Origin of the sequence: Aeromonas bestiarum (assembly GCF_000819745.1) — a bacterium.
GTDB lineage: Bacteria > Pseudomonadota > Gammaproteobacteria > Enterobacterales > Aeromonadaceae > Aeromonas > Aeromonas bestiarum.
Genome location: NZ_CDDA01000017.1, coordinates 6,630 through 29,094, shown reverse-complemented (window position 1 = coordinate 29,094; position 22,465 = coordinate 6,630). Strand labels below are relative to the sequence as shown.

At 62.0% G+C, this 22,465-nt stretch carries 28 protein-coding genes; 12 read left to right on the top strand and 16 right to left on the bottom strand.

Annotated elements, in window-relative coordinates; translation table 11 throughout:
• Position 1 precedes the first annotated feature (1 nt).
• Positions 2–865 carry a 4-hydroxybenzoate octaprenyltransferase gene (gene ubiA / locus BN1118_RS10300; protein ID WP_043555931.1) on the bottom strand — a complete coding sequence of 288 codons (864 nt, stop codon included), beginning with the start codon at positions 863–865 and terminating at the stop codon, positions 2–4.
• Positions 862–1,398: a chorismate--pyruvate lyase family protein gene (locus tag BN1118_RS10295; protein WP_043139568.1), complete on the bottom strand. Its 537-nt coding sequence runs from the start codon at positions 1,396–1,398 to the stop codon at positions 862–864. The genes ubiA and BN1118_RS10295 overlap by 4 nt, the downstream gene beginning before the upstream one ends.
• Before the next feature lie 145 nt (positions 1,399–1,543).
• Between BN1118_RS10295 and BN1118_RS10290 the strand changes: the two genes are divergently transcribed.
• Positions 1,544–1,975, top strand: a complete 432-nt coding sequence (locus BN1118_RS10290; protein ID WP_043139574.1) for a flagellar basal body-associated FliL family protein — start codon at positions 1,544–1,546, stop codon at positions 1,973–1,975.
• Between the two features lie 103 nt (positions 1,976–2,078).
• The gene (locus BN1118_RS21690; protein WP_005321246.1) at positions 2,079–2,243 is read left to right on the top strand and encodes a hypothetical protein; all 165 of its coding nucleotides are present in this window, start codon (positions 2,079–2,081) and stop codon (positions 2,241–2,243) included.
• Between the two features lie 22 nt (positions 2,244–2,265).
• On the opposite strand, the gene BN1118_RS10285 is transcribed toward BN1118_RS21690, so the two are convergent.
• The 4 genes from BN1118_RS10285 to BN1118_RS10275 form a co-directional block, all read right to left on the bottom strand.
• Entirely contained in the window at positions 2,266–2,601 is a 336-nt protein-coding gene (locus tag BN1118_RS10285; RefSeq protein ID WP_042873408.1) for a DUF2799 domain-containing protein, read from the bottom strand.
• A 136-nt stretch (positions 2,602–2,737) separates the two neighbouring features.
• Positions 2,738–2,860 carry a hypothetical protein gene (locus tag BN1118_RS22355; RefSeq protein ID WP_111589670.1) on the bottom strand — a complete coding sequence of 41 codons (123 nt, stop codon included), beginning with the start codon at positions 2,858–2,860 and terminating at the stop codon, positions 2,738–2,740.
• A 74-nt stretch (positions 2,861–2,934) separates the two neighbouring features.
• Entirely contained in the window at positions 2,935–3,915 is a 981-nt protein-coding gene (acuI, locus tag BN1118_RS10280) for an acrylyl-CoA reductase (NADPH) (protein ID WP_043555925.1), read from the bottom strand.
• A 30-nt stretch (positions 3,916–3,945) separates the two neighbouring features.
• A complete protein-coding gene (locus BN1118_RS10275) occupies positions 3,946–4,968 on the bottom strand; it encodes a LacI family DNA-binding transcriptional regulator (protein WP_043139592.1) in 1,023 nt (340 codons plus the stop codon).
• Between the two features lie 252 nt (positions 4,969–5,220).
• On the opposite strand from BN1118_RS10275, the gene BN1118_RS10270 reads away from it, so the two are divergent.
• The 3 genes from BN1118_RS10270 to BN1118_RS10260 are packed head-to-tail and all read left to right on the top strand — an operon-like array spanning position 5,221 to position 7,293.
• Complete coding sequence (locus tag BN1118_RS10270; protein WP_043139594.1) at positions 5,221–5,664, top strand: PTS sugar transporter subunit IIA; 444 nt, start codon at positions 5,221–5,223, stop codon at positions 5,662–5,664.
• A 32-nt stretch (positions 5,665–5,696) separates the two neighbouring features.
• Positions 5,697–5,984 carry a PTS sugar transporter subunit IIB gene (locus BN1118_RS10265; RefSeq protein ID WP_043139596.1) on the top strand — a complete coding sequence of 96 codons (288 nt, stop codon included), beginning with the start codon at positions 5,697–5,699 and terminating at the stop codon, positions 5,982–5,984.
• 52 nt (positions 5,985–6,036) lie between these two features.
• On the top strand, positions 6,037–7,293 hold the full coding sequence (locus BN1118_RS10260) for a PTS ascorbate transporter subunit IIC (RefSeq protein WP_043555924.1): 1,257 nt from the start codon (positions 6,037–6,039) through the stop codon (positions 7,291–7,293).
• A gap of 69 nt (positions 7,294–7,362) precedes the next feature.
• On the opposite strand, the gene waaA is transcribed toward BN1118_RS10260, so the two are convergent.
• Together waaA and waaF are read right to left on the bottom strand one after the other, a co-directional pair.
• Positions 7,363–8,628, bottom strand: coding sequence for a lipid IV(A) 3-deoxy-D-manno-octulosonic acid transferase (gene waaA, locus BN1118_RS10255; RefSeq protein WP_043555923.1), 1,266 nt, complete (start codon positions 8,626–8,628; stop codon positions 7,363–7,365).
• A 1-nt stretch (position 8,629) separates the two neighbouring features.
• Positions 8,630–9,745, bottom strand: a complete 1,116-nt coding sequence (waaF, locus tag BN1118_RS10250; protein WP_043555922.1) for a lipopolysaccharide heptosyltransferase II — start codon at positions 9,743–9,745, stop codon at positions 8,630–8,632.
• 241 nt (positions 9,746–9,986) lie between these two features.
• Here waaF and BN1118_RS10245 point away from each other — a divergent pair, with 241 nt between their 5' ends.
• Complete coding sequence (locus tag BN1118_RS10245) at positions 9,987–10,775, top strand: glycosyltransferase family 2 protein (RefSeq protein ID WP_043555921.1); 789 nt, start codon at positions 9,987–9,989, stop codon at positions 10,773–10,775.
• Positions 10,776–10,830: 55 nt separating this feature from the next.
• On the opposite strand, the gene BN1118_RS10240 is transcribed toward BN1118_RS10245, so the two are convergent.
• Positions 10,831–11,874 (bottom strand): glycosyltransferase family 9 protein, encoded by a 1,044-nt coding sequence (locus BN1118_RS10240; protein WP_043555920.1) that lies wholly within the window; start codon positions 11,872–11,874, stop codon positions 10,831–10,833.
• 222 nt (positions 11,875–12,096) lie between these two features.
• Between BN1118_RS10240 and coaD the strand changes: the two genes are divergently transcribed.
• Positions 12,097–12,579, top strand: coding sequence for a pantetheine-phosphate adenylyltransferase (coaD, locus tag BN1118_RS10235; protein ID WP_043555919.1), 483 nt, complete (start codon positions 12,097–12,099; stop codon positions 12,577–12,579).
• A gap of 52 nt (positions 12,580–12,631) precedes the next feature.
• Here coaD and BN1118_RS10230 read toward each other — a convergent pair whose 3' ends face one another.
• The 6 genes from BN1118_RS10230 to radC all read right to left on the bottom strand — a co-directional run bounded on the left by BN1118_RS10230 (position 12,632) and on the right by radC (position 16,300).
• The gene (locus BN1118_RS10230) at positions 12,632–13,513 is read right to left on the bottom strand and encodes a VirK/YbjX family protein (protein ID WP_043139617.1); all 882 of its coding nucleotides are present in this window, start codon (positions 13,511–13,513) and stop codon (positions 12,632–12,634) included.
• A 178-nt stretch (positions 13,514–13,691) separates the two neighbouring features.
• Positions 13,692–14,504, bottom strand: a complete 813-nt coding sequence (mutM, locus tag BN1118_RS10225; protein ID WP_043139621.1) for a bifunctional DNA-formamidopyrimidine glycosylase/DNA-(apurinic or apyrimidinic site) lyase — start codon at positions 14,502–14,504, stop codon at positions 13,692–13,694.
• A gap of 24 nt (positions 14,505–14,528) precedes the next feature.
• Complete coding sequence (locus BN1118_RS10220; RefSeq protein ID WP_043139624.1) at positions 14,529–14,984, bottom strand: hypothetical protein; 456 nt, start codon at positions 14,982–14,984, stop codon at positions 14,529–14,531.
• Positions 14,985–15,074: 90 nt separating this feature from the next.
• On the bottom strand, positions 15,075–15,242 hold the full coding sequence (gene rpmG, locus BN1118_RS10215; protein ID WP_005307500.1) for a 50S ribosomal protein L33: 168 nt from the start codon (positions 15,240–15,242) through the stop codon (positions 15,075–15,077).
• A gap of 11 nt (positions 15,243–15,253) precedes the next feature.
• Positions 15,254–15,490, bottom strand: coding sequence for a 50S ribosomal protein L28 (rpmB, locus tag BN1118_RS21175; RefSeq protein WP_005321271.1), 237 nt, complete (start codon positions 15,488–15,490; stop codon positions 15,254–15,256).
• A gap of 135 nt (positions 15,491–15,625) precedes the next feature.
• On the bottom strand, positions 15,626–16,300 hold the full coding sequence (gene radC, locus BN1118_RS10210; protein ID WP_043139626.1) for a RadC family protein: 675 nt from the start codon (positions 16,298–16,300) through the stop codon (positions 15,626–15,628).
• Positions 16,301–16,447: 147 nt separating this feature from the next.
• Here radC and coaBC point away from each other — a divergent pair, with 147 nt between their 5' ends.
• The 4 genes from coaBC (at position 16,448) to BN1118_RS10190 (ending at position 19,920) form a co-directional block, all read left to right on the top strand.
• Positions 16,448–17,650 carry a bifunctional phosphopantothenoylcysteine decarboxylase/phosphopantothenate--cysteine ligase CoaBC gene (coaBC, locus tag BN1118_RS10205; RefSeq protein WP_043555918.1) on the top strand — a complete coding sequence of 401 codons (1,203 nt, stop codon included), beginning with the start codon at positions 16,448–16,450 and terminating at the stop codon, positions 17,648–17,650.
• A gap of 110 nt (positions 17,651–17,760) precedes the next feature.
• Positions 17,761–18,219 (top strand): dUTP diphosphatase, encoded by a 459-nt coding sequence (dut, locus tag BN1118_RS10200; protein WP_043139630.1) that lies wholly within the window; start codon positions 17,761–17,763, stop codon positions 18,217–18,219.
• A gap of 68 nt (positions 18,220–18,287) precedes the next feature.
• Positions 18,288–18,884 carry a nucleoid occlusion factor SlmA gene (gene slmA, locus BN1118_RS10195; RefSeq protein ID WP_005321293.1) on the top strand — a complete coding sequence of 199 codons (597 nt, stop codon included), beginning with the start codon at positions 18,288–18,290 and terminating at the stop codon, positions 18,882–18,884.
• 199 nt (positions 18,885–19,083) lie between these two features.
• The gene (locus BN1118_RS10190) at positions 19,084–19,920 is read left to right on the top strand and encodes a mechanosensitive ion channel domain-containing protein (protein WP_042873341.1); all 837 of its coding nucleotides are present in this window, start codon (positions 19,084–19,086) and stop codon (positions 19,918–19,920) included.
• 160 nt (positions 19,921–20,080) lie between these two features.
• Here BN1118_RS10190 and BN1118_RS10185 read toward each other — a convergent pair whose 3' ends face one another.
• The gene (locus BN1118_RS10185) at positions 20,081–20,269 is read right to left on the bottom strand and encodes a hypothetical protein (protein ID WP_043139637.1); all 189 of its coding nucleotides are present in this window, start codon (positions 20,267–20,269) and stop codon (positions 20,081–20,083) included.
• Positions 20,270–20,701: 432 nt separating this feature from the next.
• On the opposite strand from BN1118_RS10185, the gene pgi reads away from it, so the two are divergent.
• Complete coding sequence (pgi, locus tag BN1118_RS10180; RefSeq protein WP_043555917.1) at positions 20,702–22,351, top strand: glucose-6-phosphate isomerase; 1,650 nt, start codon at positions 20,702–20,704, stop codon at positions 22,349–22,351.
• Positions 22,352–22,465 lie beyond the last annotated feature (114 nt).

The following is a 22,465-nucleotide window of genomic DNA, read 5'->3' as shown; positions in this document are numbered from 1 at the left end:
CTCACAGGTAGTTGAGCGCGACCCCGGCAAACACCAGTGCGCCCACATAGTTGTTGTTGAGGAAGGCCTGGAAGCAGGCCTCCCGCTGCCGCTCCCGGATCAGCCGCTGCTGGTAGACAAACAGCGCCGCCGCCGCCAGCAGCGACCAGTAGTAGCTGGAGCCAAGCCCGCTCAGTTGACCCACCGCCAGCAGGATCAGCAGAGTGGCCAGTTGCAGCACGCCGATGATCCGCTTGTCGTGGCGACCGAACAGGATGGCGCTGGACTTGAGGCCGAGCCTGAGGTCATCGTCTCTGTCCACCATGGCGTACTGGGTGTCATAGGCGATGGTCCACAGCAGGTTGGCGAGAAATACCAGCCAGGCCACCAGTGGCAAGGCGTTGGCCTGGGCCGCATAGGCCATGGGAATGGACCAGGAGAAGGCCATGCCGAGCACCAGCTGCGGGATCGGAATGTAGCGCTTCATGAAGGGGTAGCAGACCGCCAGCAGCAGGGCCGCAAACGACAGGCCTATGGTGAGCGGGTTCATGGTCAGCACCAGACCGAACGAGATGAGCGCCAGCACGGCGAACAGCGCCAGCACCTCCCGCGGCCTGACCTTGCCCATGGGCAGGGGTCGACCGGCGGTGCGCTTCACGTGACCGTCGAAGTTGCGATCCGCGTAGTCGTTGATGACACAGCCGGCGGAGCGCATCAGAAATACCCCCACCACGAACACCAGCAGGGTCCAGAGATCCGGCAGGCCATCGGCCGCCAGCCAGAGTGCCCACAGGGTCGGCCACAGCAGCAGCAGGGTGCCGATGGGCTTGTCGATGCGGGCCAACTGCACATAGGCCAGTCCCCGCTCCTTGGTTAACAGCTTCACTCCGGCTCCTTATTCGATGACAGCGAGGGCAAGAAGAGTTCATGGACCAGCAGTGGCCATTGCCCCAGAAACAGACGGGAACGGCGTCCCCAGACGGTGGCGGCCGGGCACCAGGGATTGCTCGCAATCTCGAAACAGGCCAGTTGCAGGTGATCGCGCCGGGCGGGCTCGTCACCGAAGATACGCTCGCCCAAAGGTTGTTCACCCAGCTCGCGCAGCCCGCTCTCTTGCAGGGCGGCTTCGGCAAACAGGGTCCAGCCCAGCACAGCCGGCCCCCCATCACCGTGCAGTATCACCTCGCGGCACAGGCCCTGGGGCTGCTCGGCGGCCACCAGCCGCTGCTCGTCGGCGCCAAGGGCAACGCTGCGATTGCCGAGCAGTTGCAGCGAGAAGTGGCGATTGTGGCGACGCAGGCGCCGGGTCATGGAGTCGGCCTCCAGCAACCAGGGCCGCAGTGCCTCTGGCGGCTCGCACTCTGCGGGAGCCCGCCACGGGACGAGCTGGACGAGGGGAACAGTCAACTCGGACTTCACAGCTTCACCATCCGGAGATTTCCGTTATCAGGTTAAAATCCGGTTTATTATCCGTAAATCAATCGAGAATTGTAAGAACATCCGTGCTTGACGGCCCCGATGGCAACATCAAAAATGGGGTATCTGCCGCTGATGAGCCATCTATATGAAGATCTTCAAAATTCTGCTGGTGTTGTTACTGAGCTGTGGCGCCCTGCACGCGCAGGCCTCGTCCGGGGAGGAGCCGCCCGCCGAAGGGGCCGAAGCCGCCAAGCCGGGTTTCCTCTATCACCTGCTGGATCCCGACATCATCACCAACTACCTGAGCGATGGCAAAACTCTCGGCTATATCCGGGTCACTGTGGAGCTGATGGCCGAGAACGAGGCCGATCTCAAGCTGCTGGAGCAGCACGACCCGCTGATCCGCGACGCCATCATACGCCTGATGGGCAGCAAGACGGGCGAGCAGATCAAGTCGCTGGTGAACCGCGAGGAGCTGCGCAAGGAGTGCCAGACCCGGGCCAACGAGCTGCTGGTGAAAGAGACCGGCAAGAAGGCGGTGCGCGAGCTGATCTTCACCAAGTTCCTCTACCAGTAACCGACACAGGCAAGCAATACGGCCACCCAGGGGTGGCCGTATTGCTGTGTTCGAAATGAAAATTGATTACACTAGGCCTCACTGAGCTGTCGAGGTAGTCGGTATGGGCAACAAGACCCTGTGTGAATGGCGTCGCAGCGAGATCCCGACCGATCTCAAGACCCTGCGCAAGATAGTGCGCAAACCAAAGTTTGTCTGTGGCAAGTGCGCCCGCAGCGCCAATGACAAGAGCTATCTGTGTCAGCCGCTGCGGTTGAAAGAAGAATAAGGCAGGTTATCCGCGCGGCTGGCTATTGATCGGTCCAGCCCTGGCGCCCCTGCTCGAACAATCTGCGCGCCTGTGTGTCGTTGGGACAGACGCCGCGATATTCGCCGCCGGATCGGCCCGCCAGATAGAGGTGCTCCGGCCGGCAATACCAGGCCAGCCCTTTCTGGTGCCCCTGCTTCCACAACTCGGCATCCACCTTCTTGCCGCACTGGGTCTGGTGAAACTCGACCCGCTCAGTGGTGAAGCCCAGCTTGCCATCCGCCTCCCCCACCTCGCTCCACACCTTCTCGCACGGATCATCCGAATGGGAGGCACAGCCCCCCAGCAGGGCGGCAAACACTATGACAGAGAGTCGCATAATCATCCTTGAGTGTCGTTTGGGCAGTTCATTCTAGCCAGCCTGATGCCGCCGACCAAGCGCTCGTCCCCATTCCTGTGAGCCGCACAAAAAAACAGGCGGGCCCCAAGGCCCGCCTGTGTGCTCAATGTGTGGACTACTGGTCGTCGAGAGGGTCATCGTCCTGCCAGCTCTCGTCTTCCCATTCATCCAGCTCTTCTTCCCAGGATTCCGGTTCCCATTCATCATCGAGATCGTAATCCGGCTTGTGTCCACCCATGCTCATTCTCCTTGGATAGTGCACCCGCACTCAAAGTCTATCCAGAAAAATGGGGCTCGCCAGTCAAGGCAGGATCAAAGTTTGACCAGGGTGCGCCCCGCGATCCGGCCTTGCGTGATGGCTTCGGCGGCTTCCACCACCTGCTCCAGCCCGATCTCGGTGACCGCCTGTGCGAAGAAACTGGCGGGCAGATCCCGCGCCAGCCGCTGCCACGCCAGTTGACGGCGCGCCAGCGGGCACATCACCGAATCGACCCCCTGCAACCGCACGTTGCGCAGTATGAAGGGCATGACGCTGGTCGGCAGATCGAAGCCGCCCGCCAGCCCGCAGGCAGCCACGGCGCCACCGTAGTTCATCTGGGCCAGCAACTTGGCCAGCACCTGGCTGCCGACTGTGTCGATCGCCCCGGCCCACAGCTGCTTCTCCAGCGGCTTGGCGGGCTCCAGCAGCTCGCTGCGCGGTACTATGCGACTGGCCCCGAGGGCGGTCAGCATGGCTCCCTGCTCCTCGGGACGGCCGGTCATGGCCGCGACCTGATAACCCAGCGCAGCCAGCAGGGCGACGGCGGTGGAGCCCACCCCGCCTGCGGCGCCCGTCACCAGGATCTCGCCGCTCTGCGGGGTCACGCCCGCTTCTTCCAGTGCCAGCACGCAGAGCATGGCGGTGAGGCCGGCGGTGCCGATGCACATGGCCTGGCGTTCATCCAGCCCGGCCGGCAGCGGCACCAGCCAGTCGGCCTTGACCCGCGCCTGTTCGGCCATGCCGCCCCAGTGGCCTTCCCCCACTCCCCAGCCGGTCAGCACCACCTTGTCACCGATCTGATAGCGGCTATCGGTCGATTCCAGCACTGTACCGGCGAAGTCGATGCCGGGCACCAGCGGCCACTGACGCACTATCTTGCCCTTGCCGGTGATGGCCAGCCCGTCCTTGTAGTTGATGGAGCTGTGGCTCACCGCCACTCGCACCTCCCCTTCCGGCAACTGGCTCTCGGCCAGCTGGGTCAGAGTCGCAGTGGTCTTGCCGTCTTGGTTTTCCAGTAACAGAGCCTTGAACATGGTTGCCTCTTTGATGAGTGTGAAACGGGATCAGCTGCTTTGACGCTTCTGCAGTTGAAAATCCAGGGTCAGGGCCGTGCCCATGACGGGGTCGCCAGCCAGCTGGCGCAAGATAAGCTCGGCCGCCTCCTGCCCCATTTGGCGATAGGGGATCCGGACCGAGGTGAGCGCCGGATAACAGGCGCGCGCCACGTCCAGATCGTCGAAGCCGGCGATGGCGAGCTTGCCAGGCACGCTCAGGTGGCGACGCTGACATTCGAACAACACCCCGGCCGCCAGCTCGTCGTTGACGCACACCAGCGCATCCAGCTCGGGCCAGCGCAACAGAAACTCCCCCAGCATGGCCGCGCCCGTGCTGAAACTCGGCAGCTCAGAGGTGTTGATGATGGCATCGGGGGAGAGGTAGTTGTCCAGCAGCGCCTTCTGCCAGCCCTGCATGCGCTGTTGCAGCATCCACTGCTCCTGGCGGGCGCAGAGAAAGCCTATGTTGCGATAACCGCGCTCTATGAGGTGACGGGTCAGCTGATAGCCGGCATCGAAGTTGGAGACGCCGACATTCATATCGATGGGCTGGCGCGCCATGGCCCCCACCTCCACCACCGGCAGGCGGGCCGCCAGCAGCCGGGTGCGGATGGTCTCGCCGGGATCGCCGCCAAACAGCACCACGGCAGCCGGGTTGTGCTGCAAGAAGCTGGTCAGCAGGCTCTCCTCCTGCAGCTTCAGGTGCTGGGCATCCCCCAGCATGATCTGGTAGCCCTCATCGAGCAGGGTCTGCTGCAGCCCGGCGATCATGTCGCCGCAACCGCGCTCGGTCAGGCTGGGCACTATCACCACTATGGTCTGGGAGGTGGCGGAGGCGAGCGCACCCGCGGCCCGGTTGGGAATGTAGCCGAGTTCATCCACGGCGGCGTCGATGCGTTCGCGCATCTTGTCTGACACCAGCTCGGGGGTGCGCAGGGCACGGGACACCGTCATGGCCCCCACTCCGGCCAGCTGGGCCACATCGTTGAGGGTCACCCGACCCGTGCTACGGCGCTTCTTCGCTTCTGACATCCCTTCCCTTCCTCGACATACGGGTGCTCACTTTAAGGCAAAAGTGCGGCACTGACTATTTGCTCAAGCCGGATTTTACCCCCTTTGAGCGAGTGACGGGGCAAGATGAATCCCTCCCATGATAGAAATGATAGCGCTATCACAGTTCGATGTTAGCGCTATCTGGTAGCGCTAACTTTCGAGATCGCGCTCACAGTTATCGCGGGACAAGATCGCTAGATTGGCGCCATCTTATCCAGCCCGGACATTGCAATGCTGACTCAATTGCTGACCGAAGAGGTCATTTCCATCGAAGCGGGTGCCCGCGACTGGCGTCATGCCATCGAGCTCGCCACCGCTCCCCTGCTGGCCAACGGCACCATAGAGCCTTCCTATGTGGCGGCGCTGTTTCGCTCACACGAGGAGCTCGGCCCCTACTACGTGCTGGGCCCGGGCCTGGCCATGCCCCACGCTCGCCCGGAAGACGGAGTCAACCGCCTCGGCCTGGGGCTGACAGTGCTGAAAACCGGGGTCAACTTCGGCTCCGAGGGCAATGACCCGGTCCGGCTGCTGGTAACCCTGGCCGCCAGCGACAGCAACTCCCACGTGGAGACCATAGCCCAGCTGGCAGAGCTGTTTATGAACGAAGAGGACGTGGCGGCCATCATGGCGGCCGACACAAAAAACGATATTTTGCGCATCCTGGCGCGTTACTGAGCGGCGCCCTGCGCCCGACAGAGGAAGAGACGATGAAAATTCTGGTTGTATGCGGACACGGCCTGGGCACCAGCCTGATGATGGAGATGAGCATCAAGAGCATCCTCAAGGAGCTGAATGTAACCGCCGAGGTGGATCACAGGGATCTCGCCTCCGCCGGCAGTGAAACCGCCGAGATGTTCGTGGCCACCCGCGACATCGCCGAGCAGCTCGTCAGCATGGGGGTCAACGGCCGGCTGGTGTCGCTGGACAACATGGTCGACAAGGCCGCCATGAAAGAGAAGCTCTCCATCGCCCTGCGCGAACTGGGCGCACTCTAAGGATCCACCATGCGGCCTGCGGGCCGCCTCTTCCATCTGCTTGGAGCTGACCATGGAATTTTTCAATTTTCTGATGTTTGACGTGCTGTCGGAGCCGGCCGTGCTGGTCGGCCTGATCGCGCTTATCGGTTTGATCGCCCAGAAGAAACCCGTGACCGAGTGCATAAAGGGCACGGTCAAGACCATCATGGGCTTTGTCATCCTGGGGGCCGGCGCCACCCTGGTGGTGAACTCCCTCGGCGATTTTGCCACCATCTTCCAGCACGCCTTCGGCATCAAGGGGGTGGTTCCCAACAACGAGGCCATCGTCTCCATCGCCCAGCAGTCGTTCGGCAAGGAGATGGCGATGATCATGTTCTTCGCCATGCTGGTGAACATACTGATCGCCCGCCTCACCCCCTGGAAATTCATCTTCCTGACCGGTCACCACACCCTCTTCATGTCCATGATGGTGGCGGCCATCCTCTCCGCCGGCGGCATGAGCGGCATACCGCTGATCGCGGTCGGCAGCCTGGTGGTCGGCGTCACCATGGTGCTGTTCCCGGCCCTCGCCCACCCCTACATGAAGCAGATCACCGGCTCCGACGAGGTGGCGCTCGGCCACTTCTCCACCATCTCCTACGTGCTGGCCGGCTGGATCGGTGCCAAATTCGGCAACAAGGCTCACAGCAGTGAAGAGGTGCAGGTGCCCAAGAGCCTGCTGTTCCTGCGCGATACTCCGGTAGCCATCTCCTTCACCATGGGCATCATCTTCCTCATCACCTCCGCCTTCGCCGGCCCCGAGTTCGTCGCCAGCGTCGCCAAGGGCAAACACTGGTTCATGTTCTCCCTGATGCAATCCATCACCTTCGCCGCTGGCGTCTACGTCATCCTGCAGGGGGTGCGCATGGTCATCGCCGAGATAGTACCGGCCTTCAAGGGGATCTCCGACAAGCTGGTGCCGAACGCCAAGCCGGCGCTCGACTGCCCCATCGTCTTCCCCTACGCCCCCAACGCTGTGCTGATCGGCTTCCTGTCGAGCTTCACCGCCGGTCTGGCTGGCATGGTGCTGCTCTACCTGCTGGGGCTCACCGTCATCATCCCGGGCGTGGTGCCGCACTTCTTCGTCGGCGCGGCGGCCGGGGTGTTCGGCAACGCTACCGGCGGTCGTCGCGGTGCCCTGCTTGGCGCCTTCGCCAACGGCCTGCTGATCACCTTCCTGCCGGTGTTCCTGTTGCCGGTGCTGGGGGATCTCGGCTTTGCCAACACCACCTTCAGCGATGCCGACTTCGGCGTGGTGGGCATACTGCTTGGCCTGATCGTGCGCTGACCAAGAGCCCCACGACAAACAAAAACGGAGCGCCATGCGCTCCGTTTTTTCGTGCCCATCCGCCCGGATTCAGTCGTTTTCCAGGCTGGCGAGGCAGTGGGACAGGGTGCGTGCCAGCGCCCCCTGATTGCGCAGCACCACGGCGCGGGCCTGTTCGCCCATCTGACGGCGCTCGCCCTCGTCGGCCAGCAGCTCGCTCACCTTCTCCCCCAGCGCGGCGGCATCGGCCACCAGGGCAGCACCACCCTGAGCCACCAGCTGGCGGGTGATGTCGCTGAAGTTGAAGTAGGCGGGGCCAGTCAGACAAGGCTTGCCCAGCGCCGCCGGCTCCAGCAGGTTGTGGCCGCCCACCCTCACCAGACTGCCGCCGACGAAGGCCACATCGGCCGCCGCCAGCATCAGCGGCAACTCACCCATGGTATCGCCGAGATAGACCTTGTCCGTCTCGCGGAGTGGGGCGTCGCCGGTGCGGCGCGCACAGCCGTAAGGCGCGCACAGCTCGGCCACCCGATCGAAGCGCTCGGGGTGGCGCGGCACCAGGATCAGCAGGGCCTGCGGGTGGCTGTGCAGCACCCGGTCAAACGCCGCCAATACCTGCTCGTCCTCCCCCTGATGGGTGCTGGCAGCGATCCAGACCGGCCTGTCCTGTCCCAGACGCTGGCGCAGGGCACGCCCCTTGGCCTGCACCTCGTCCCCCAGCTGGATGTCGAACTTGATGGAGCCGGTCACCGCCAGCCGCTCGCGGCCTATGCCAAGTCGATGGAAACGGTCGGCATCGTCCTGATGCTGGCAGAGCAGATGGGTCAGCGGCCGGCTCAAGGCGTCGAACGCCCCCTGGAAGCGGGCATAGCGCTGGCAGGATCGCTCCGAGAGGCGAGCATTGATGATGGTCACCGGCAAGTGGCGCGTCTCGCAGGCCACCAGCCAATTCGGCCACAGCTCTGTCTCCATCACCCAGAGGGCGCGCGGCTTGATGCGCTTGAGGAAGGCGGCCACCGCCCAGGGGTAGTCGAGCGGCGCGTAGCGATGTACCACCAGATCGCCCAGCTTGGCTGCCTGTTCGGCGCCGGTGCGAGTGGTGGTGGTGAGCAGGATCGGCAGGTCCGGCCGCTCGGCCTTGAGGGCGCGAATAAAGGGGCTGATGGCCAGCGTCTCGCCGACACTCACCGCATGGATCCAGAGCGGCGCCTCCTGCCCGCTGGCGGGCGTCCGTCCCAGATGCTCGGCCCAGCGTGCACCGAAGCCGGGCTTGCCCTTCTTCGGCTTGTAAAGCGCCAGCAGTGCCAGCGGCAAGCCCAGGTGGATCAGCAGGTTGTAGAGCAGCCGGTAGCCCATGCTATTTTGGCTCCGATCGCTTGCCCGGGTCGGAGACGAAGCGCGGTGGCTCGCCCACTTGCAGCACGATCGGCTGAGCCGGCGACTCGCCGCACTCCAGCCGCCTGCCCGCCTCGATGACCTGCTCCGGCATCAGCTCGATCAGGCACTTGAGGTGACCGAACTTGCAGGTGCGCTTGAAGCAGGGGCGGCACTCTATGTCGGTGTGCACTATCTCGACCCTGTCCGCCAGCGGCGGCGTGTAGAGCGGCGAGGTGGAGCCATAGACCCCGATCAGCGGCCGGTTGAGGGCGGCGGCTATGTGCATCAGGCCGGAATCGTTGGCGATCACCCGCCCGGCCAGCGCCATCAGGTCGATCGCCTCATACAGGCTGGTCTTGCCCGCCAGCACGTGGCAATTGGGGCGTGACAGGGGATTGATCCGGTCGCGAATGGTGTTGGCCACGGGCACATCCTTGCCGGAGCCGAAGATCCACACCTGCCAGCCCTCATCCAGGTGCTTCTGCGCCACCACGGCGTAGTGCCCTTCCGGCCAGCGCTTTGCCGGGCCGAATTCGGCCCCCGGGCAGAGCACCAGCACGGGGCGGGCACGATCCAGACCGAGCCGCTCCAGCGCCTTGCCCTGATTGATGAGATCGACATTGAGCGACGGATGGGGAATGACGGGAATGTCGGCCCGGCTCTTCATCTGCGCCTTGGGATAGGCCAGCGCCAGGTAGGCTTCCACCATCAGCGGGAAGGCGGACTTGTTGCTGCGCATGTCGTTGAGCAGGCCGAAGCGGTGCTCCCCCTTCCAGCCGGTGCGTACCGGGATCCTGGCAAACCAGGGGATCAGCGCCGACTTCATGGAGTTGGGCTGTATGATGGCCTGATCGTACTTCTCCGCCGCCAGCTGCTTGCCGAGCCGACGACGGGCGCTCAGCTTGAAGTCGCCGTGGCCGAGCGGCATGGGAATCGCCTTGTCCACTTCCGGCATCCGCTCCAGCAGGGCGCCACACCAGGCGGGCGCCATCACATGCAGCTCGCTGTCGGGGTGATTGGCCTTGATCGCCTTGTAGAGGCTCTGGGACATCACCATGTCGCCGACCCAGGAGGGGCCGATCACCAATATCTTCATCTCACGCGTCTCTTGGGGCCAAGCCCTGCGGTTAATCGTTGCTGGCCGAGATTATGCCCCAAGAATGGCCCGAGAAATAACAGAAGATCCCCGTACCACCCGCTCTCATGCCAAAAAAGAAGCCATTTGAAACTGACGCACCATAGGCGCCGGAACCATGCTCCGCCTGCCGTTTTAGGCTAGAATGGGCGCCAATTCGAGCATGGCCCGCCAGCCGGGCGCCAACAAGAGCCCTTAATCCGTGAAAAAACCGACCCTGGCGGCCGTCCTGATCGTCAAGAATGAAGCCGAAAACCTGAGAGCCTGCCTCGCCTCCCTCGATGGCCTGGTGGACGAGATCGTCATCATGGACTCAGGCAGCCAGGACGAAACCCCTGCCATCGCCGCCGAATTCGGCGCCCGCTTCTTCGTCAACCCGGTATGGCCGGGCTTCGGTCGCCAGCGCCGCCTCGCCCAGTCCCATGTCCAGTCAGAGTGGGTGCTGTGGCTGGATGCCGACGAGCGGCTCACTCCCGAGCTGAAAGCGGCCATCGCCACCGTCATGGCCAACCCGGCCAGCGATACCATCTACTCGATCCCGCGCCTCTCCTGGGTGTTTGGCCGCTTCATCCGTCACAGCGGCTGGTATCCGGATCGGGTGCTGCGCCTCTACCCCAAAGCGCTCACCAGCTACAACGAGGTGCTGGTGCACGAGAAGGTAGAGGTGCGTGCCAACATGAAGATCGTCAATATCCATGGCGACCTGCTCCACTTCACCTACCGGGATCTGGAGCACTATCTGGTGAAGTCCGCCGGTTATGCCAGGGCCTGGGCCGATCAGCGCACCGCCCGTGGCAAGAAGGGCTCCCTCAGCCAGGGGCTGGTGCATGCGCTGGGCTGCTTCCTCAAGATGTACCTGCTCAAGGCGGGCTTCCTCGATGGCAAGCAGGGGCTCCTGCTGGCCATACTGTCGGCCCACTCCACCTTCGTGAAGTACGCCGACCTCTGGATCCGCCAGCAGCCGCAGGCGCCGGATCAGGCTGACAAGTAAGCCGCCAGCAGTCCCCCATACGAGACAGGGCCCGAAAGGGCCCTGTTTGTAGCTATCAGCTCTCTGTCCGCCAGAAAGGCGGTGCCCAGCGGGCGATCGCCGCCGCCATTGTCTTGGGATCGAGCTGGCTCATGTCTTCCGGGTGATCGCTGTCTTCCGGCGGGCTGAACGCCAGGTGGCGCCCCTCGCTGTTGAGCGGACGCCAGCGCAGCGGGGTGGCCGAGCGGTGCGCCGGGAAGAAGCCTATGGTGGGCACGTCCAGCGCCGCGGCTATGTGCAGCGGCCCCGTGCTGCCCGCCACGAACAGGGCGGCATTGGCCATCACCTGGCAGAACTTGGGCAGCCCCTCGTCGGAGCGGTAGATCCAGCCGTTGCCCCCGTGGGCCAGCAGCTCGGCCGCCAGCTGTTCGGCGATCTTCTCCTCCCCCGGCCCCGCCGTCAGTATGCACTGCAGCTCGGGGCAGGCCTGGTTGAGCTTGATGATGAGGCGGGCGTACTGCTCGATGGAGAGGTTGTTGGCCGAACCGCCGCTGCCGGCATGCACCATCAGCCAGGGGCGGCTGGCATCCAGCTTCAAACGGGTGGCGACCTGCTCGCGCACCTGCTGCAGGCTCTGGGGATCGAAGCTGAGGTAAGGCGCCTGTGGCGTGACCACGCTCACCTGCTGGTCGGCGAGGAAGCGGCGCACCAGATCCAGGTTGTATTCGTACTCCGGCTTCTGGGAGCGGGAGCGACGCTGGATCAGCCGCTGGTTGTAGAGCACCTGAGCCAGCTTGGTGGCAGGGGCCAGCCGGTAAGGGATGTGCGCCTTCCACACCAGCATGGCATTGCGAGAGTTGGAGAAGAGGCAGATGGAGGCATCGAAGGCGGCCGCCTTGATGCGCGCTTGCAAGGCACGTTGCTGTTCCTTGTCGGCCCGTGAACCCGGATCCAGGATGATCTCGTCGATCCAGGGACAGAGGCGGGCCAACGGCGCCGTGTAGGCAGGAACCAGGGCAGTCACATGACACTCCATGGAGCACTTGAGCATGGCAAAGCTCGGCCAGGCCAGCATGAAGTCACCAATCTTGTCATTGCGTACTACCAGAATACGTTTCATAAAAAATCCCTTTGCTCCCTGTCACCAATGCAAGGAGGCTTGATGCGCGGTGCGGGTATTCTTGCCTGATGCAGGGCTATTCTCAAGCGAAGACACCAGGCGACAGCAATTTGAACGACCAAACTTAGCGCCTCGCCCCGGCACTCACCCCATCCCGGTCGCGACAAAACGCCAACAGACCCTATAATGCGACCAAATTCCCAGGTTGCAGGAATCAACAACATGACCAACAAGGTAATTTATCCCGGCACCTTCGACCCCATCACCAATGGCCACACCGACCTCATTGGCCGGGCCGCCAGACTGTTTGATGAAGTGGTGGTCGGCGTCGCCAACAGCCCGAGCAAGCGCCCGCTGTTCGATCTGGCAGAGCGTGTCCTGCTTGCCCAGCAAGTGACCGCCCACCTGCCCAACGTCAAGGTGGTGGGCTTCTCCGGCCTGCTGGTGGATTTCGCCAAAGAGCAGCAGGCCAACGTGCTGATCCGCGGCCTGCGCGCCGTCTCCGACTTCGAGTACGAATTCCAGCTGGCCAACATGAACCGCCGCCTGATGCCGGAGCTGGAGAGCGTCTTCCTCACCCCGGCGGAGGAGAACTCCTTCATCTCCTCGACCCTGGTGAAAGAGGTCGCCCTGCACGGTGGCGATATCCGCCAGTTCGTCGACCCGATTGTCGCCAAGGCGATTGCCGCCAAGCAAGGCAAGTGATCAAAAACAGGCTACCCGAGGGTAGCCTGTTTGCCACTGCAGCCTGTGCATCTCAACCTGCCAGACGTGGGCCCAGCTGCTGCTGACTCGCCAGGGTCAGCTGGTCAAGCCACTCGTAGCGGCGCCGGTACATGGCCCGCTTCTTGGAAGCTATCTCCTCCAGCGGCTTGCGCTGGGCGGGCTGCAACCGCACGAAGTTGTCATCCAGATCGATGGCGCCAAACTCCTGCCACAGCTCGTCATAATCCGCCTGCAGACAGGCTTTCTTCTTCTTGCTGTAGCGCCTGGCCTGATAGATGTGCGCCTTCATCCGCACCGCCGAGATATGCTCGGCCTCCATCGCCTCGGCCAGCTGCATCACCAGCATTACCACCAGCGACTTGGGTCTCAGACCGTGGCCCTCCTTGGTCAGCGCACGCACCTTGTCCTGCGCTTGCTCGATGCAGGGCTCCGGGCCCTGTACCGAGCCGATCACCACGGCCAGCCGCTTGGGTGTACCGGCCAGCGAGAAGGCACAGCTGTAAAGCCGCTTGCCCTGCGGATCGACGATGGAGAGGGCCAGCTCGGCCTCGCGGCGGAAGGTACCGTCGTGACGCAATATGATGCGGCAGCCGCTCTCGGGATAGCGGCCGAGCTCGATGCCATCGCCCAGATAGAGCGGGTCGATCAGATCCGGGTAGCGGGCCAGCATCAGCCGGTAGTGGTTCTCCAGCATCTCGGCCCGCTCGGTCGCGGTGGAGCCGGCAAAGCGGTAGGGCCGCATCGGCTTGTCGAGCAGCTCGGGATAGTGGGCAGGCAGGGCCTTGAGGGGTTCGGCCTGAAACAGCTCGAATACCCGGCTCAGCTGCTGCCGATAGAGCAGGCTGCGCAGCACGAACTTGGCGCGATTGAAGGTCTTGCGGGCGCTGTCATCGGGATAGAGGAAACGGGCCATTTTTTGGGCACAATAGTGCCCCTGCCGGGATAAATGATCCCAGTCTATTGATTTAGCTGTCATTTTATTTTCTCAAACTGCCTGAACGGTCGAGATACTAGTGACGGGCGCGCAAATATTCAACAGACTGGAAATACTCTCTTACAACTTGGCCGTTTTTGGCCAAAATAACGGCCATTCAGCGCTGGCAGTGGGAGCAAAACACTGTGGTTCTCTGCCCCAGCCGGATTTCACTGAGCAGGGTGTGACAATGAAAACAGGGCTGGCCACCCCGCCCGTAGACCTGCAACTGCTGCACGAAATAGCCAGGTTTGCCATCGGCGCTGGTGAAATCCTTGAGGGTGGTGCCACCCTGCTTGATGGCCTCGGCCAGTACCCGCTTGATCTCGGCTACCAGGGTTGCCAGTCGCTCGGCGCTGATGTTGCCCGCCGCCCGCTTGGGATGAATGCCGGCGGCATAGAGCGCCTCGTTGGCGTAGATGTTGCCCACCCCGACCACCACATGATTGTCCATCAGGAAGGTCTTGATGGGGGTGCTGCGCCCCTTGGCGCGCCCCTGCAGGTAATCGGCGCTGAAGGCGTCGGTGAGCGGCTCCGGCCCCAGCTTCGCCAGCAGGGCGTGCGCCTCGGCCGGTTCACGGGTCCAAAGCAGGGCACCGAAGCGGCGCGGATCGTTGAGCCGCAGCAGCTTGCCGTTGGCGAGCTCTATATCCACGTGGTCGTGTTTCTCGGCCGGGGTGCCGATATTCAGCACCCGCAGGCTGCCGGACATGCCCAGATGCAGGATGGCGGTGCCGAAGTCGGTCTCCAGCAGCAGGTACTTGGCGCGGCGGCTGACCCTGTGGATGACGAGATCCACCAGCTCCTGGATTTCGCCCGGCACCGGCCAGCGCAGCCGGCCATCCCGCACCACGACGCGAGTGACCTTGATGCCGGTGAGCCAGGGAGAGATGCCCTGGCGGCTGACTTCGACTTCCGGTAATTCAGGCATGGGGTCCTCTCGCTCGAAAATGGATTAGGGGGTGGGACGCAGCAGGCTGCGGTACTGCTCCTGACTCAGGCTGAGCCAGGTCGAAGGGGGCAGCAGGGCGGCAAACTTGCCGCTGTCCTGATAGAGCCCCACTTCAATCGGATCGCTCTGACCGGCGACCCAGATCTTGAGGGTGACCGGGGTGCCCCGCACGGCACTACCCGGTGGCAACAACCAGCCCTGCCAGCCTTCGATGTGAGCGGCCAGCTGGGCACTGCTGAGCCCCAGATCCGGCCCGCTGCGCCAGCCCTGACCGATGCGCTCGATCTGCCAGCTCGGTCCCTGCCAGGTGAGCACGACGGCGCTGTCCGGCAACAGGGGACGGGCGCGCTGGGCGCTGTTCTCCTGCTGGGCTATCTCCAGCCGGTGCAACAGGGTGATCACCGCCAGCACGGCCACTATGATCACGTTATTCCAGCCTTTGCGGCTCAATCTGAACATGGCAAGCCTCCCTTCGAACCGGCAGTGTACTGAATTCCAGCCATAAAAAAACCCGGCACAAGGCCGGGTTTTTGAGACAAATTCAAGTGATTACTTGATTTTGCCTTCTTTGTAGATCACATGCTGACGAACAACGGGATCAAACTTTTTGATCTCCATTTTTTCGGGCATGGTGCGCTTGTTCTTGGTAGTGGTATAGAAGTGACCAGTACCGGCGCTGGAGTTCAGACGAATTTTCTCGCGAATACCTTTAGCCATGATCTAATTCCTTATACCTTAACACCGCTGGCGCGCAGTTCAGCCAGAACCACTTCAACGCCACGCTTGTCGATGATACGCATGCCTTTTGCGGATACGCGCAGACTTACGAAGCGTTTTTCACCCTCAACCCAAAAACGGTGAGTGTGCAGGTTCGGCAGGAAACGACGCTTGGTAGCGTTGTTAGCGTGCGAACGGTTGTTACCAACTGCCGGGCGCTTGCCGGTTACTTGGCATACTCTAGACATGTCAGTCTCTCCAAATCTTACTTCATTGCTCGAGCAAATATCTGCCCCGCTGGCCTTCGATTGCGGGGCAAACAGAAGGCGGCATTTTATACAGCATCCGTGATCAAAGATCAACTAATACCGTGCCAGAGCCAGTTACAACCAACCACGCTCTGCAAAAGAAACCGTGATGCCATCACCGATCACCAAGTGATCCAGCACTCTGATATCGATCAGGGCCAAGGCGGCCAAGATCCGATCCGTGATCTGGCGGTCGGCCCGACTGGGCTCGGCCACGCCGGACGGGTGATTATGCGCCAGAATCACGGCGGCTGCATTATGTTTGAGCGCGATCTGCACGATTTCTCTGGGCCAGACGCTCGCCGAGTCGAGGGTTCCGTAAAAAAGTTCAACGAATTGAATCACTCTGTGCTGGTTGTCCAGGAGCAACAAGGCGAACACTTCTCGCGGCCGATCCCGCAGCTGAGCCTGCAGATAATCCCGGGTCAACTGGGGCGAGGTGAGGGCATCGCCCCGCTGCAACTGCTCGGCCAGATGACGCTTGCCCATCTCCAGCACAGCCTGCAACTGAGCGTATTTGGCCGGACCCAGCCCATGAGCATCGCAGAAGGCCGACTGCTCGGCGCCGAGCAGTGCCCGCAAGGATCCGAACTGCTGCAACAGCTGGCGCGAGAGATCCACCGCGCTCAGCCCGTTGACGCCGGTGCGCAGGAAGATGGCCAGCAACTCGGCATCGGACAAGGCGCCGGGCCCCTGGCGCAACAGCTTCTCTCGGGGACGCTCATCCTCTGGCCACTCCTTGATGCTCATTTGTCTCTCCCTCATGCCTATTGAGAGAAAACATAGCAAAAAATCGCGGGAGCCCGACCACAAGTCCCCCATGTCAGCCTCTGTCGTCATCCCTTGCCTGTGGTATCTTAGCCGACCAGTCAGAGTGAGCCGGAAGAGAAGCAGCAGATGAGATTGGCCGATAAACACATCCTGTTGGGTGTCAGTGGCGGGATCGCCGCCTACAAGAGTGCCGAACTGGTACGCCGCCTGAAAGATCAGGGAGCCGAGGTACGGGTGGTGATGACCCGCTCCGCCAAGGAGTTCATCACCCCGCTGACCCTGCAGGCCGTCTCCGGCCATCCGGTGGCAGACAGCCTGCTGGATCCCGCCGCCGAGGCGGGCATGGGCCACATCGAACTGGCCAAGTGGGCGGATCTGGTGCTGATCGCCCCGGCCAGCGCCAATCTGATGGCCCGCATGGCTGCCGGCATGGCCGACGAACTGCTCACCACCCTCTGTCTGGCGACACCGGCACCGGTGGCACTGGCCCCGGCCATGAACCAGCAGATGTATCTCAACGCCGCCACCCAGGCCAACCTTCAGACCCTGGCCAGTCGCGGCATCCTGCTGTGGGGGCCGGATTCCGGCAGCCAGGCCTGCGGCGACGTGGGCCCGGGCCGGATGCTGGATCCCCTCGAACTGGTTGAGCGCTGCTGCCAGCAACTGGCCGCCGAGCCGCTGCTGGCGGGCGTCAGGCTGCTGCTCACCGCAGGGCCGACCCGCGAGCCGCTGGATCCGGTGCGCTATATCAGCAACCACAGCTCCGGCAAGATGGGTTACGCCATCGCCCGCGCCGCCCGTGAGGCGGGTGCCGAGGTGACGCTGGTGAGCGGCCCGGTCGCCCTGCCGACACCGGGCGGGGTAGTACGAGTCGATGTGGAGAGCGCAGAGCAGATGCATCAGGCGGTGATGAGCCGGGTGGCCGACTGCGATCTCTTCATTGGCTGCGCCGCCGTGGCCGACTATAGGCCCGAGCAGGTCGCCAGCCAGAAGATCAAGAAGACCGGCGACAACAACCAGATGGTGGTGAAGCTGGTCAAGAATCCCGACATCATAGCCGCCGTGGGAGCGCTGTCAGACAAGCCCTTCACCGTCGGATTTGCCGCCGAAACCGTGGATGTGGAACAATACGCCCTCGACAAACTGCAGCGTAAGCGGCTGGACATGATCGCCGCCAACGACGTGTCCCGCGCGGGCCAGGGCTTCAACGCCGATGACAACGCCCTGACCGTGTTCTGGCAAGGGGGTCAAGCCCCTCTGCCGCTGGCCGATAAGCTGACGCTGGCCCGTCACCTCATCGCCCTGATTGCGCGTCACTACCGGGGCTAACACCCGGCCCGTCTGCCGGTACGCCCGGCAGGCGAACGATTCACGACGACACAGACTGCACTGGCCATGCTGGGCGTCCACACAAGCACTCATTGAAAAACGAACTATCCATGACAACACAAATTGAATTGAAGATTCTGGATGCCCGCATCGGCACCGACTACCCGCTGCCCGCCTATGCCACACCGGGCTCTGCCGGCATGGATCTGCGCGCCCTGTTGGATGCGCCCATCACGCTGGCACCGGGCGATACCACCCTGGTACCGACCGGTCTGGCCATCCACATCCAGGATCCCGGCCTGTGTGCCACCATTCTGCCCCGCTCCGGCCTCGGCCATAAGCACGGCATAGTGCTGGGCAACCTGGTCGGCCTCATCGATTCCGATTACCAGGGCCAGCTGATGGTCTCGGTCTGGAACCGTGGCAACGACAGCTTCACCATGCAGCCAGGCGAACGCATCGCCCAGCTGGTGATCATGCCGGTAGTTCAGGCCAGCTTCCAACTGGTCGATGAGTTCAATCAGAGTGAACGGGGTGAAGGCGGTTTTGGTTCTTCTGGTCGCCAATAACAGACCACACAGGCCCTTGGGTCTGTGCCTAATAATAGAATCAAGCCATTGTTTTTTTAGGGGAATCCATGGCAAGCAGTAATCAGAAACAGAGTCGGCGCGATCAGATCCTGCAAGCACTCGCCCATATGCTGGAAACCAGTCCTGGCCAGCGTATCACCACGGCACGTCTGGCGGCCGAGGTGGGTGTCTCTGAGGCAGCCCTCTATCGACATTTTCCCAGCAAGGCGCGGATGTTCGAGGGGCTGATCGACTTTATCGAGGATTCCCTGCTGTCACGGGTCAACCTGATCATGGCGGAAGAGAAGGACACCATGGCTCGCTGCCATCACATCCTTCAGCTGCTGCTGGTGTTCGCCGAGCGCAACCCCGGCATCACCCGCATCCTCAACGGCGACGCCCTGCTGGGCGAACACGATCGGCTGCGGGATCGCATCAGCATTCTGTTCGACAAGCTGGAGACCCAGATCAAGCAGGTACTGCGGGAAAAGCGGCTGCGGGAAGGCCAGGGCTTCCAGCTCGACGAAACCATGCTGGCCAATCTGCTGCTGGCCTATACCGAAGGACGGATAAGCCAGTTTGTCCGCTCCGAGTTCAAACTCAAGCCCACCGCCGGCTTCGAGGATCAATGGCTGTTCATCCGCAGCCAGCTGCTGCAAAGCTGACCACTCAGCCCAGCGGCTATTCAGCCGCAATCATCAGCAACAATGCTGGTCCAGACGGGTTGGTGCAAACAGGGAGGCCTTGGCCTCCCTTGTTTTTTGTGGCAAAAAAGAGGGGATGAGCACCAGATGCGACCCGGATTGTCGCATTCCAGTGTTAGATTCATGCGTCATAAACCTTTACTGCCTGACAGGACATCCTATGGAACCCGAAATCATTACCGAAGCGCAGACCTGGCTGGTCAATAACCAGGGCCTGCTGATCGAGTATGCCGTCAACATCGCGGCCTCCCTGATCACCCTGCTGATCGGTTACATCGCCGCCAACCTCCTCAGCAGCGCAGTGGTCAAGGTAATGCAGGCCCGCAAGCTGGACATCACAGTCACCCATTTCGTCGGCAGCATCCTCAAGTACACCATTTTGGTGTTCGTAGTGATCGCCGCCCTGGGTCGGGTCGGGGTACAGACCGCCTCCTTCGTCGCCATCATAGGTGCCGCAGGTCTGGCCATTGGTCTGGCGCTGCAAGGCTCGCTCTCCAACTTCGCCGCCGGCTTCCTGCTGATCATCTTCCGCCCCATCAAGGCGGGCGAGTTCATCGAAGTGGCGGGCACTGCGGGTGTGGTGCAGTCCGTTCAGCTGTTTACCACCACCCTCACCTCGGGTGACAACAAGATGGTGGTGGTACCCAACTCCGCCATCCTCAACGGCACCATAGTCAACTACTCGCGCATGGATACCCGTCGCGTCGACATGACCTTCGGCATCGGCTACGGCTCTGACCTGCGCAAGGCCAAGCAGATCCTGGAGCGCCTGGTGAATGAAGAGCCGCGCATCCTGAAGGATCCGGCCGCGACTATCGCCGTCGCCGCCCTGGCCGACTCCTCGGTCAATATAGTGGTACGCCCCTGGGTCAAGACCGCCGATTACTGGGGTGTCTGGTTCGACTTTCACGAGAAGGTGAAGCTGACTTTCGACGCCGAAGGCGTCGAGATCCCCTTCCCGCAGATGGTCATGCACATGCAAAAACCCCAGGCCTGAACCCGGACCTGAGTGTCACCATGCCAGCCTTAGTGCTGGCATGGTCGTTTCTGGGCCTCATGTGCGCGCCACAGGCATAAAAAATCCGGCCACCGGGGCCGGAATTTGCTCAGCTGTCATCCTGGACCAACACGCCCATCCATACAGGCGGCGGAGCCCCTTACCCCAGCCGACGAGCGACCCGGTTGAGCAACGGCTGCACCAGCACATAGCCCCCCAGGACGGCGCCGATCACGGCCAGCACCCGTATCTCCAGGGTTGGCGCCGCACTGGTCAGCACCATGGTCAACAGGCCGATGAGGCCGGTGGCGATCAGGCTCAGGGCAAACAGGGATAAAACGTGTTTCATATCGATCTCCTCATTCCAGACAGTGGCCATCCCTGGGAGATCTCGTCCATTCGGTTCATATGCTAGCCAAGACCCCATCCCGACAATTTGCGTTTGCTCATAAAACGAGCCGAAAAGCGACTGTCAGATACCCCTTTGGCTGTAACACGAACTTGCCAGGCAGCAAGCCGCGGCCAGCCATAGATGAAAGCCCTTTCAACCCGCGCAAGCCGGGTGAAGTATGAGCAAACTCAAGATCCCCTGACCATGAGTGACTCATAATCGCAGCGTTTTGGTTGTAAACTCCTTCGATGGCAGACAATTGGTAAAGCTCTGTTACACGGGCCGCGCAATGAGCCCGGTATAATGGGCCCGATAGAGTGCTCGAATAATAAGGTTTGGCGGGAGCCTTGCCTGCAAGGTTCAAACACAACTTGGAAGATCGGTAATCCTATGAAAAATATCAATCCAACCCAGACCCAGGCCTGGCAGGCGCTGGAAGCCCATTTTGCAGCTAACAAAGAGACTCGACTCAAGGATCTGTTCGCGCAGGACCCGAAGCGCTTCGACAAGTTCTCCCTCACCTTTGGCGGCGACATTCTGGTCGACTACTCCAAGAACCTGATCACCGAGGAAACCCTCAAGTTGCTGGTTGATCTGGCCAAAGAGACCGATCTTCGCAGCGCGATCGATGCCATGTTCAACGGTGACAAGATCAACATGACCGAGGGTCGCTCCGTACTGCACGTGGCCCTGCGCAACCGCTCCGACCGTCCCATCGAGTGCGACGGCAAGGACGTGATGCCGGAAGTGAACGCCGTGCTGACCAAGATGAAGGGCTTCTGCGAGAAGATCATCTCCGGCGAGTGGAAAGGCTACACCGGCAAGGCGATCCAGCACGTGGTCAACATAGGTATCGGTGGCTCGGATCTCGGCCCCGTAATGATCACAGAGGCACTGCGTCCCTACAAAAACCACCTGCAGATGCACTTCGTCTCCAACGTCGATGGCACCCACATCGCCGAGACCCTGAAGAAGATAGATCCGGAAACCACCCTGTTCCTGGTGGCCTCCAAGACCTTCACCACCCAGGAGACCATGACCAACGCCCTGACCGCCCGCGACTGGTTCATCAAGATCGCCGGTGACAAGGCCCATGTTGCCAAGCACTTCGCCGCGCTCTCCACCAATGGCAAGGCCGTGGCCGAGTTCGGCATCGACACCAACAACATGTTCGAGTTCTGGGACTGGGTTGGCGGCCGCTACTCCTCCTGGTCTGCCATCGGCATGCCCATCGCCCTGTCCGTCGGTTTCGAGCACTTCGAAGCCCTGCTGCAAGGCGCCTTCGAGATGGACATGCACTTCGCCACTGCCTCCTATGAGCAGAACGTACCTGTGCTGCTGGCGCTGATTGGCCTGTGGTACAACAACTTCCACGGTGCCGAGTCCGAAGCCATTCTGCCGTACGATCAGTACATGCACCGCTTCCCTGCCTATTTCCAGCAGGGCAACATGGAATCCAACGGCAAGCAGGTGGATCGCAACGGCAAGCCGGTTGACTACCAGACTGGCCCCATTATCTGGGGTGAGCCGGGCACCAACGGCCAGCACGCCTTCTACCAGCTGATCCACCAGGGCACCAAGCTGATCCCCTGTGACTTCCTGGCGCCGGCCATCAGCCACAACCCGATCGGCGATCACCATCCGAAACTGCTGGCCAACTTCTTCGCCCAGACCGAGGCACTGGCCTTCGGCAAGAGCAAAGAACAGGTCGAAGCCGAGTTCCTGGCTGCCGGCAAAACCCTGGAGCAGGTCAAGGATCTGGTGCCGTTCAAGGTGTTCGAAGGCAACCGCCCGACCAACAGCATACTGTTCAAGAGCCTGACCCCGAAGACGCTGGGTTCCCTGATCGCCATGTACGAGCACAAGATCTTCGTGCAGGGCGCCATCCTGAACATCTTCAGCTTCGATCAGTGGGGCGTGGAACTGGGCAAACAGCTGGCCAACAAGATACTGCCGGAGCTCAACACGGACGCGGCTGTCACCAGCCACGACGGCTCCACCAATGGCCTCATCAACACCTGGAAAGCGTGGAAAGCCTGATTTATCCGGTCTTTCTGAATGCAAAAGCCCCGCTCGATGAGCGGGGCTTTTTTATGGCGGGTCGGGCTGGTTTTTCTGGCTGACCGGTCGGGTGTCCAGTCCGACCGGCGACGG

Excerpts from the sequence above, each read along its gene's own strand:
- BN1118_RS22355 (WP_111589670.1), bottom strand. The coding sequence starts at position 2,860 with ATGGGTGGACACAAGCCGGATTACGATCTCGATGATGAATGGGAACCG.
- mutM (WP_043139621.1), bottom strand. The coding sequence starts at position 14,504 with ATGCCTGAATTACCGGAAGTCGAAGTCAGCCGCCAGGGCATCTCTCCC.
- rpmG (WP_005307500.1), bottom strand. The coding sequence starts at position 15,242 with ATGGCTAAAGGTATTCGCGAGAAAATTCGTCTGAACTCCAGCGCCGGT.
- rpmB (WP_005321271.1), bottom strand. The coding sequence starts at position 15,490 with ATGTCTAGAGTATGCCAAGTAACCGGCAAGCGCCCGGCAGTTGGTAAC.
- BN1118_RS10230 (WP_043139617.1), bottom strand. The coding sequence starts at position 13,513 with ATGGCCCGTTTCCTCTATCCCGATGACAGCGCCCGCAAGACCTTCAAT.
- dut (WP_043139630.1), top strand. The coding sequence starts at position 17,761 with ATGACAACACAAATTGAATTGAAGATTCTGGATGCCCGCATCGGCACC.
- slmA (WP_005321293.1), top strand. The coding sequence starts at position 18,288 with ATGGCAAGCAGTAATCAGAAACAGAGTCGGCGCGATCAGATCCTGCAA.
- radC (WP_043139626.1), bottom strand. The coding sequence starts at position 16,300 with ATGAGCATCAAGGAGTGGCCAGAGGATGAGCGTCCCCGAGAGAAGCTG.
- coaD (WP_043555919.1), top strand. The coding sequence starts at position 12,097 with ATGACCAACAAGGTAATTTATCCCGGCACCTTCGACCCCATCACCAAT.
- BN1118_RS10270 (WP_043139594.1), top strand. The coding sequence starts at position 5,221 with ATGCTGACTCAATTGCTGACCGAAGAGGTCATTTCCATCGAAGCGGGT.
- BN1118_RS10265 (WP_043139596.1), top strand. The coding sequence starts at position 5,697 with ATGAAAATTCTGGTTGTATGCGGACACGGCCTGGGCACCAGCCTGATG.
- BN1118_RS10275 (WP_043139592.1), bottom strand. The coding sequence starts at position 4,968 with ATGTCAGAAGCGAAGAAGCGCCGTAGCACGGGTCGGGTGACCCTCAAC.
- coaBC (WP_043555918.1), top strand. The coding sequence starts at position 16,448 with ATGAGATTGGCCGATAAACACATCCTGTTGGGTGTCAGTGGCGGGATC.
- BN1118_RS10185 (WP_043139637.1), bottom strand. The coding sequence starts at position 20,269 with ATGAAACACGTTTTATCCCTGTTTGCCCTGAGCCTGATCGCCACCGGC.
- BN1118_RS21690 (WP_005321246.1), top strand. The coding sequence starts at position 2,079 with ATGGGCAACAAGACCCTGTGTGAATGGCGTCGCAGCGAGATCCCGACC.
- BN1118_RS10260 (WP_043555924.1), top strand. The coding sequence starts at position 6,037 with ATGGAATTTTTCAATTTTCTGATGTTTGACGTGCTGTCGGAGCCGGCC.
- waaF (WP_043555922.1), bottom strand. The coding sequence starts at position 9,745 with ATGAAGATATTGGTGATCGGCCCCTCCTGGGTCGGCGACATGGTGATG.
- acuI (WP_043555925.1), bottom strand. The coding sequence starts at position 3,915 with ATGTTCAAGGCTCTGTTACTGGAAAACCAAGACGGCAAGACCACTGCG.
- BN1118_RS10290 (WP_043139574.1), top strand. The coding sequence starts at position 1,544 with ATGAAGATCTTCAAAATTCTGCTGGTGTTGTTACTGAGCTGTGGCGCC.
- BN1118_RS10240 (WP_043555920.1), bottom strand. The coding sequence starts at position 11,874 with ATGAAACGTATTCTGGTAGTACGCAATGACAAGATTGGTGACTTCATG.
- waaA (WP_043555923.1), bottom strand. The coding sequence starts at position 8,628 with ATGGGCTACCGGCTGCTCTACAACCTGCTGATCCACCTGGGCTTGCCG.
- pgi (WP_043555917.1), top strand. The coding sequence starts at position 20,702 with ATGAAAAATATCAATCCAACCCAGACCCAGGCCTGGCAGGCGCTGGAA.
- BN1118_RS10220 (WP_043139624.1), bottom strand. The coding sequence starts at position 14,984 with ATGTTCAGATTGAGCCGCAAAGGCTGGAATAACGTGATCATAGTGGCC.
- BN1118_RS10190 (WP_042873341.1), top strand. The coding sequence starts at position 19,084 with ATGGAACCCGAAATCATTACCGAAGCGCAGACCTGGCTGGTCAATAAC.
- BN1118_RS10285 (WP_042873408.1), bottom strand. The coding sequence starts at position 2,601 with ATGCGACTCTCTGTCATAGTGTTTGCCGCCCTGCTGGGGGGCTGTGCC.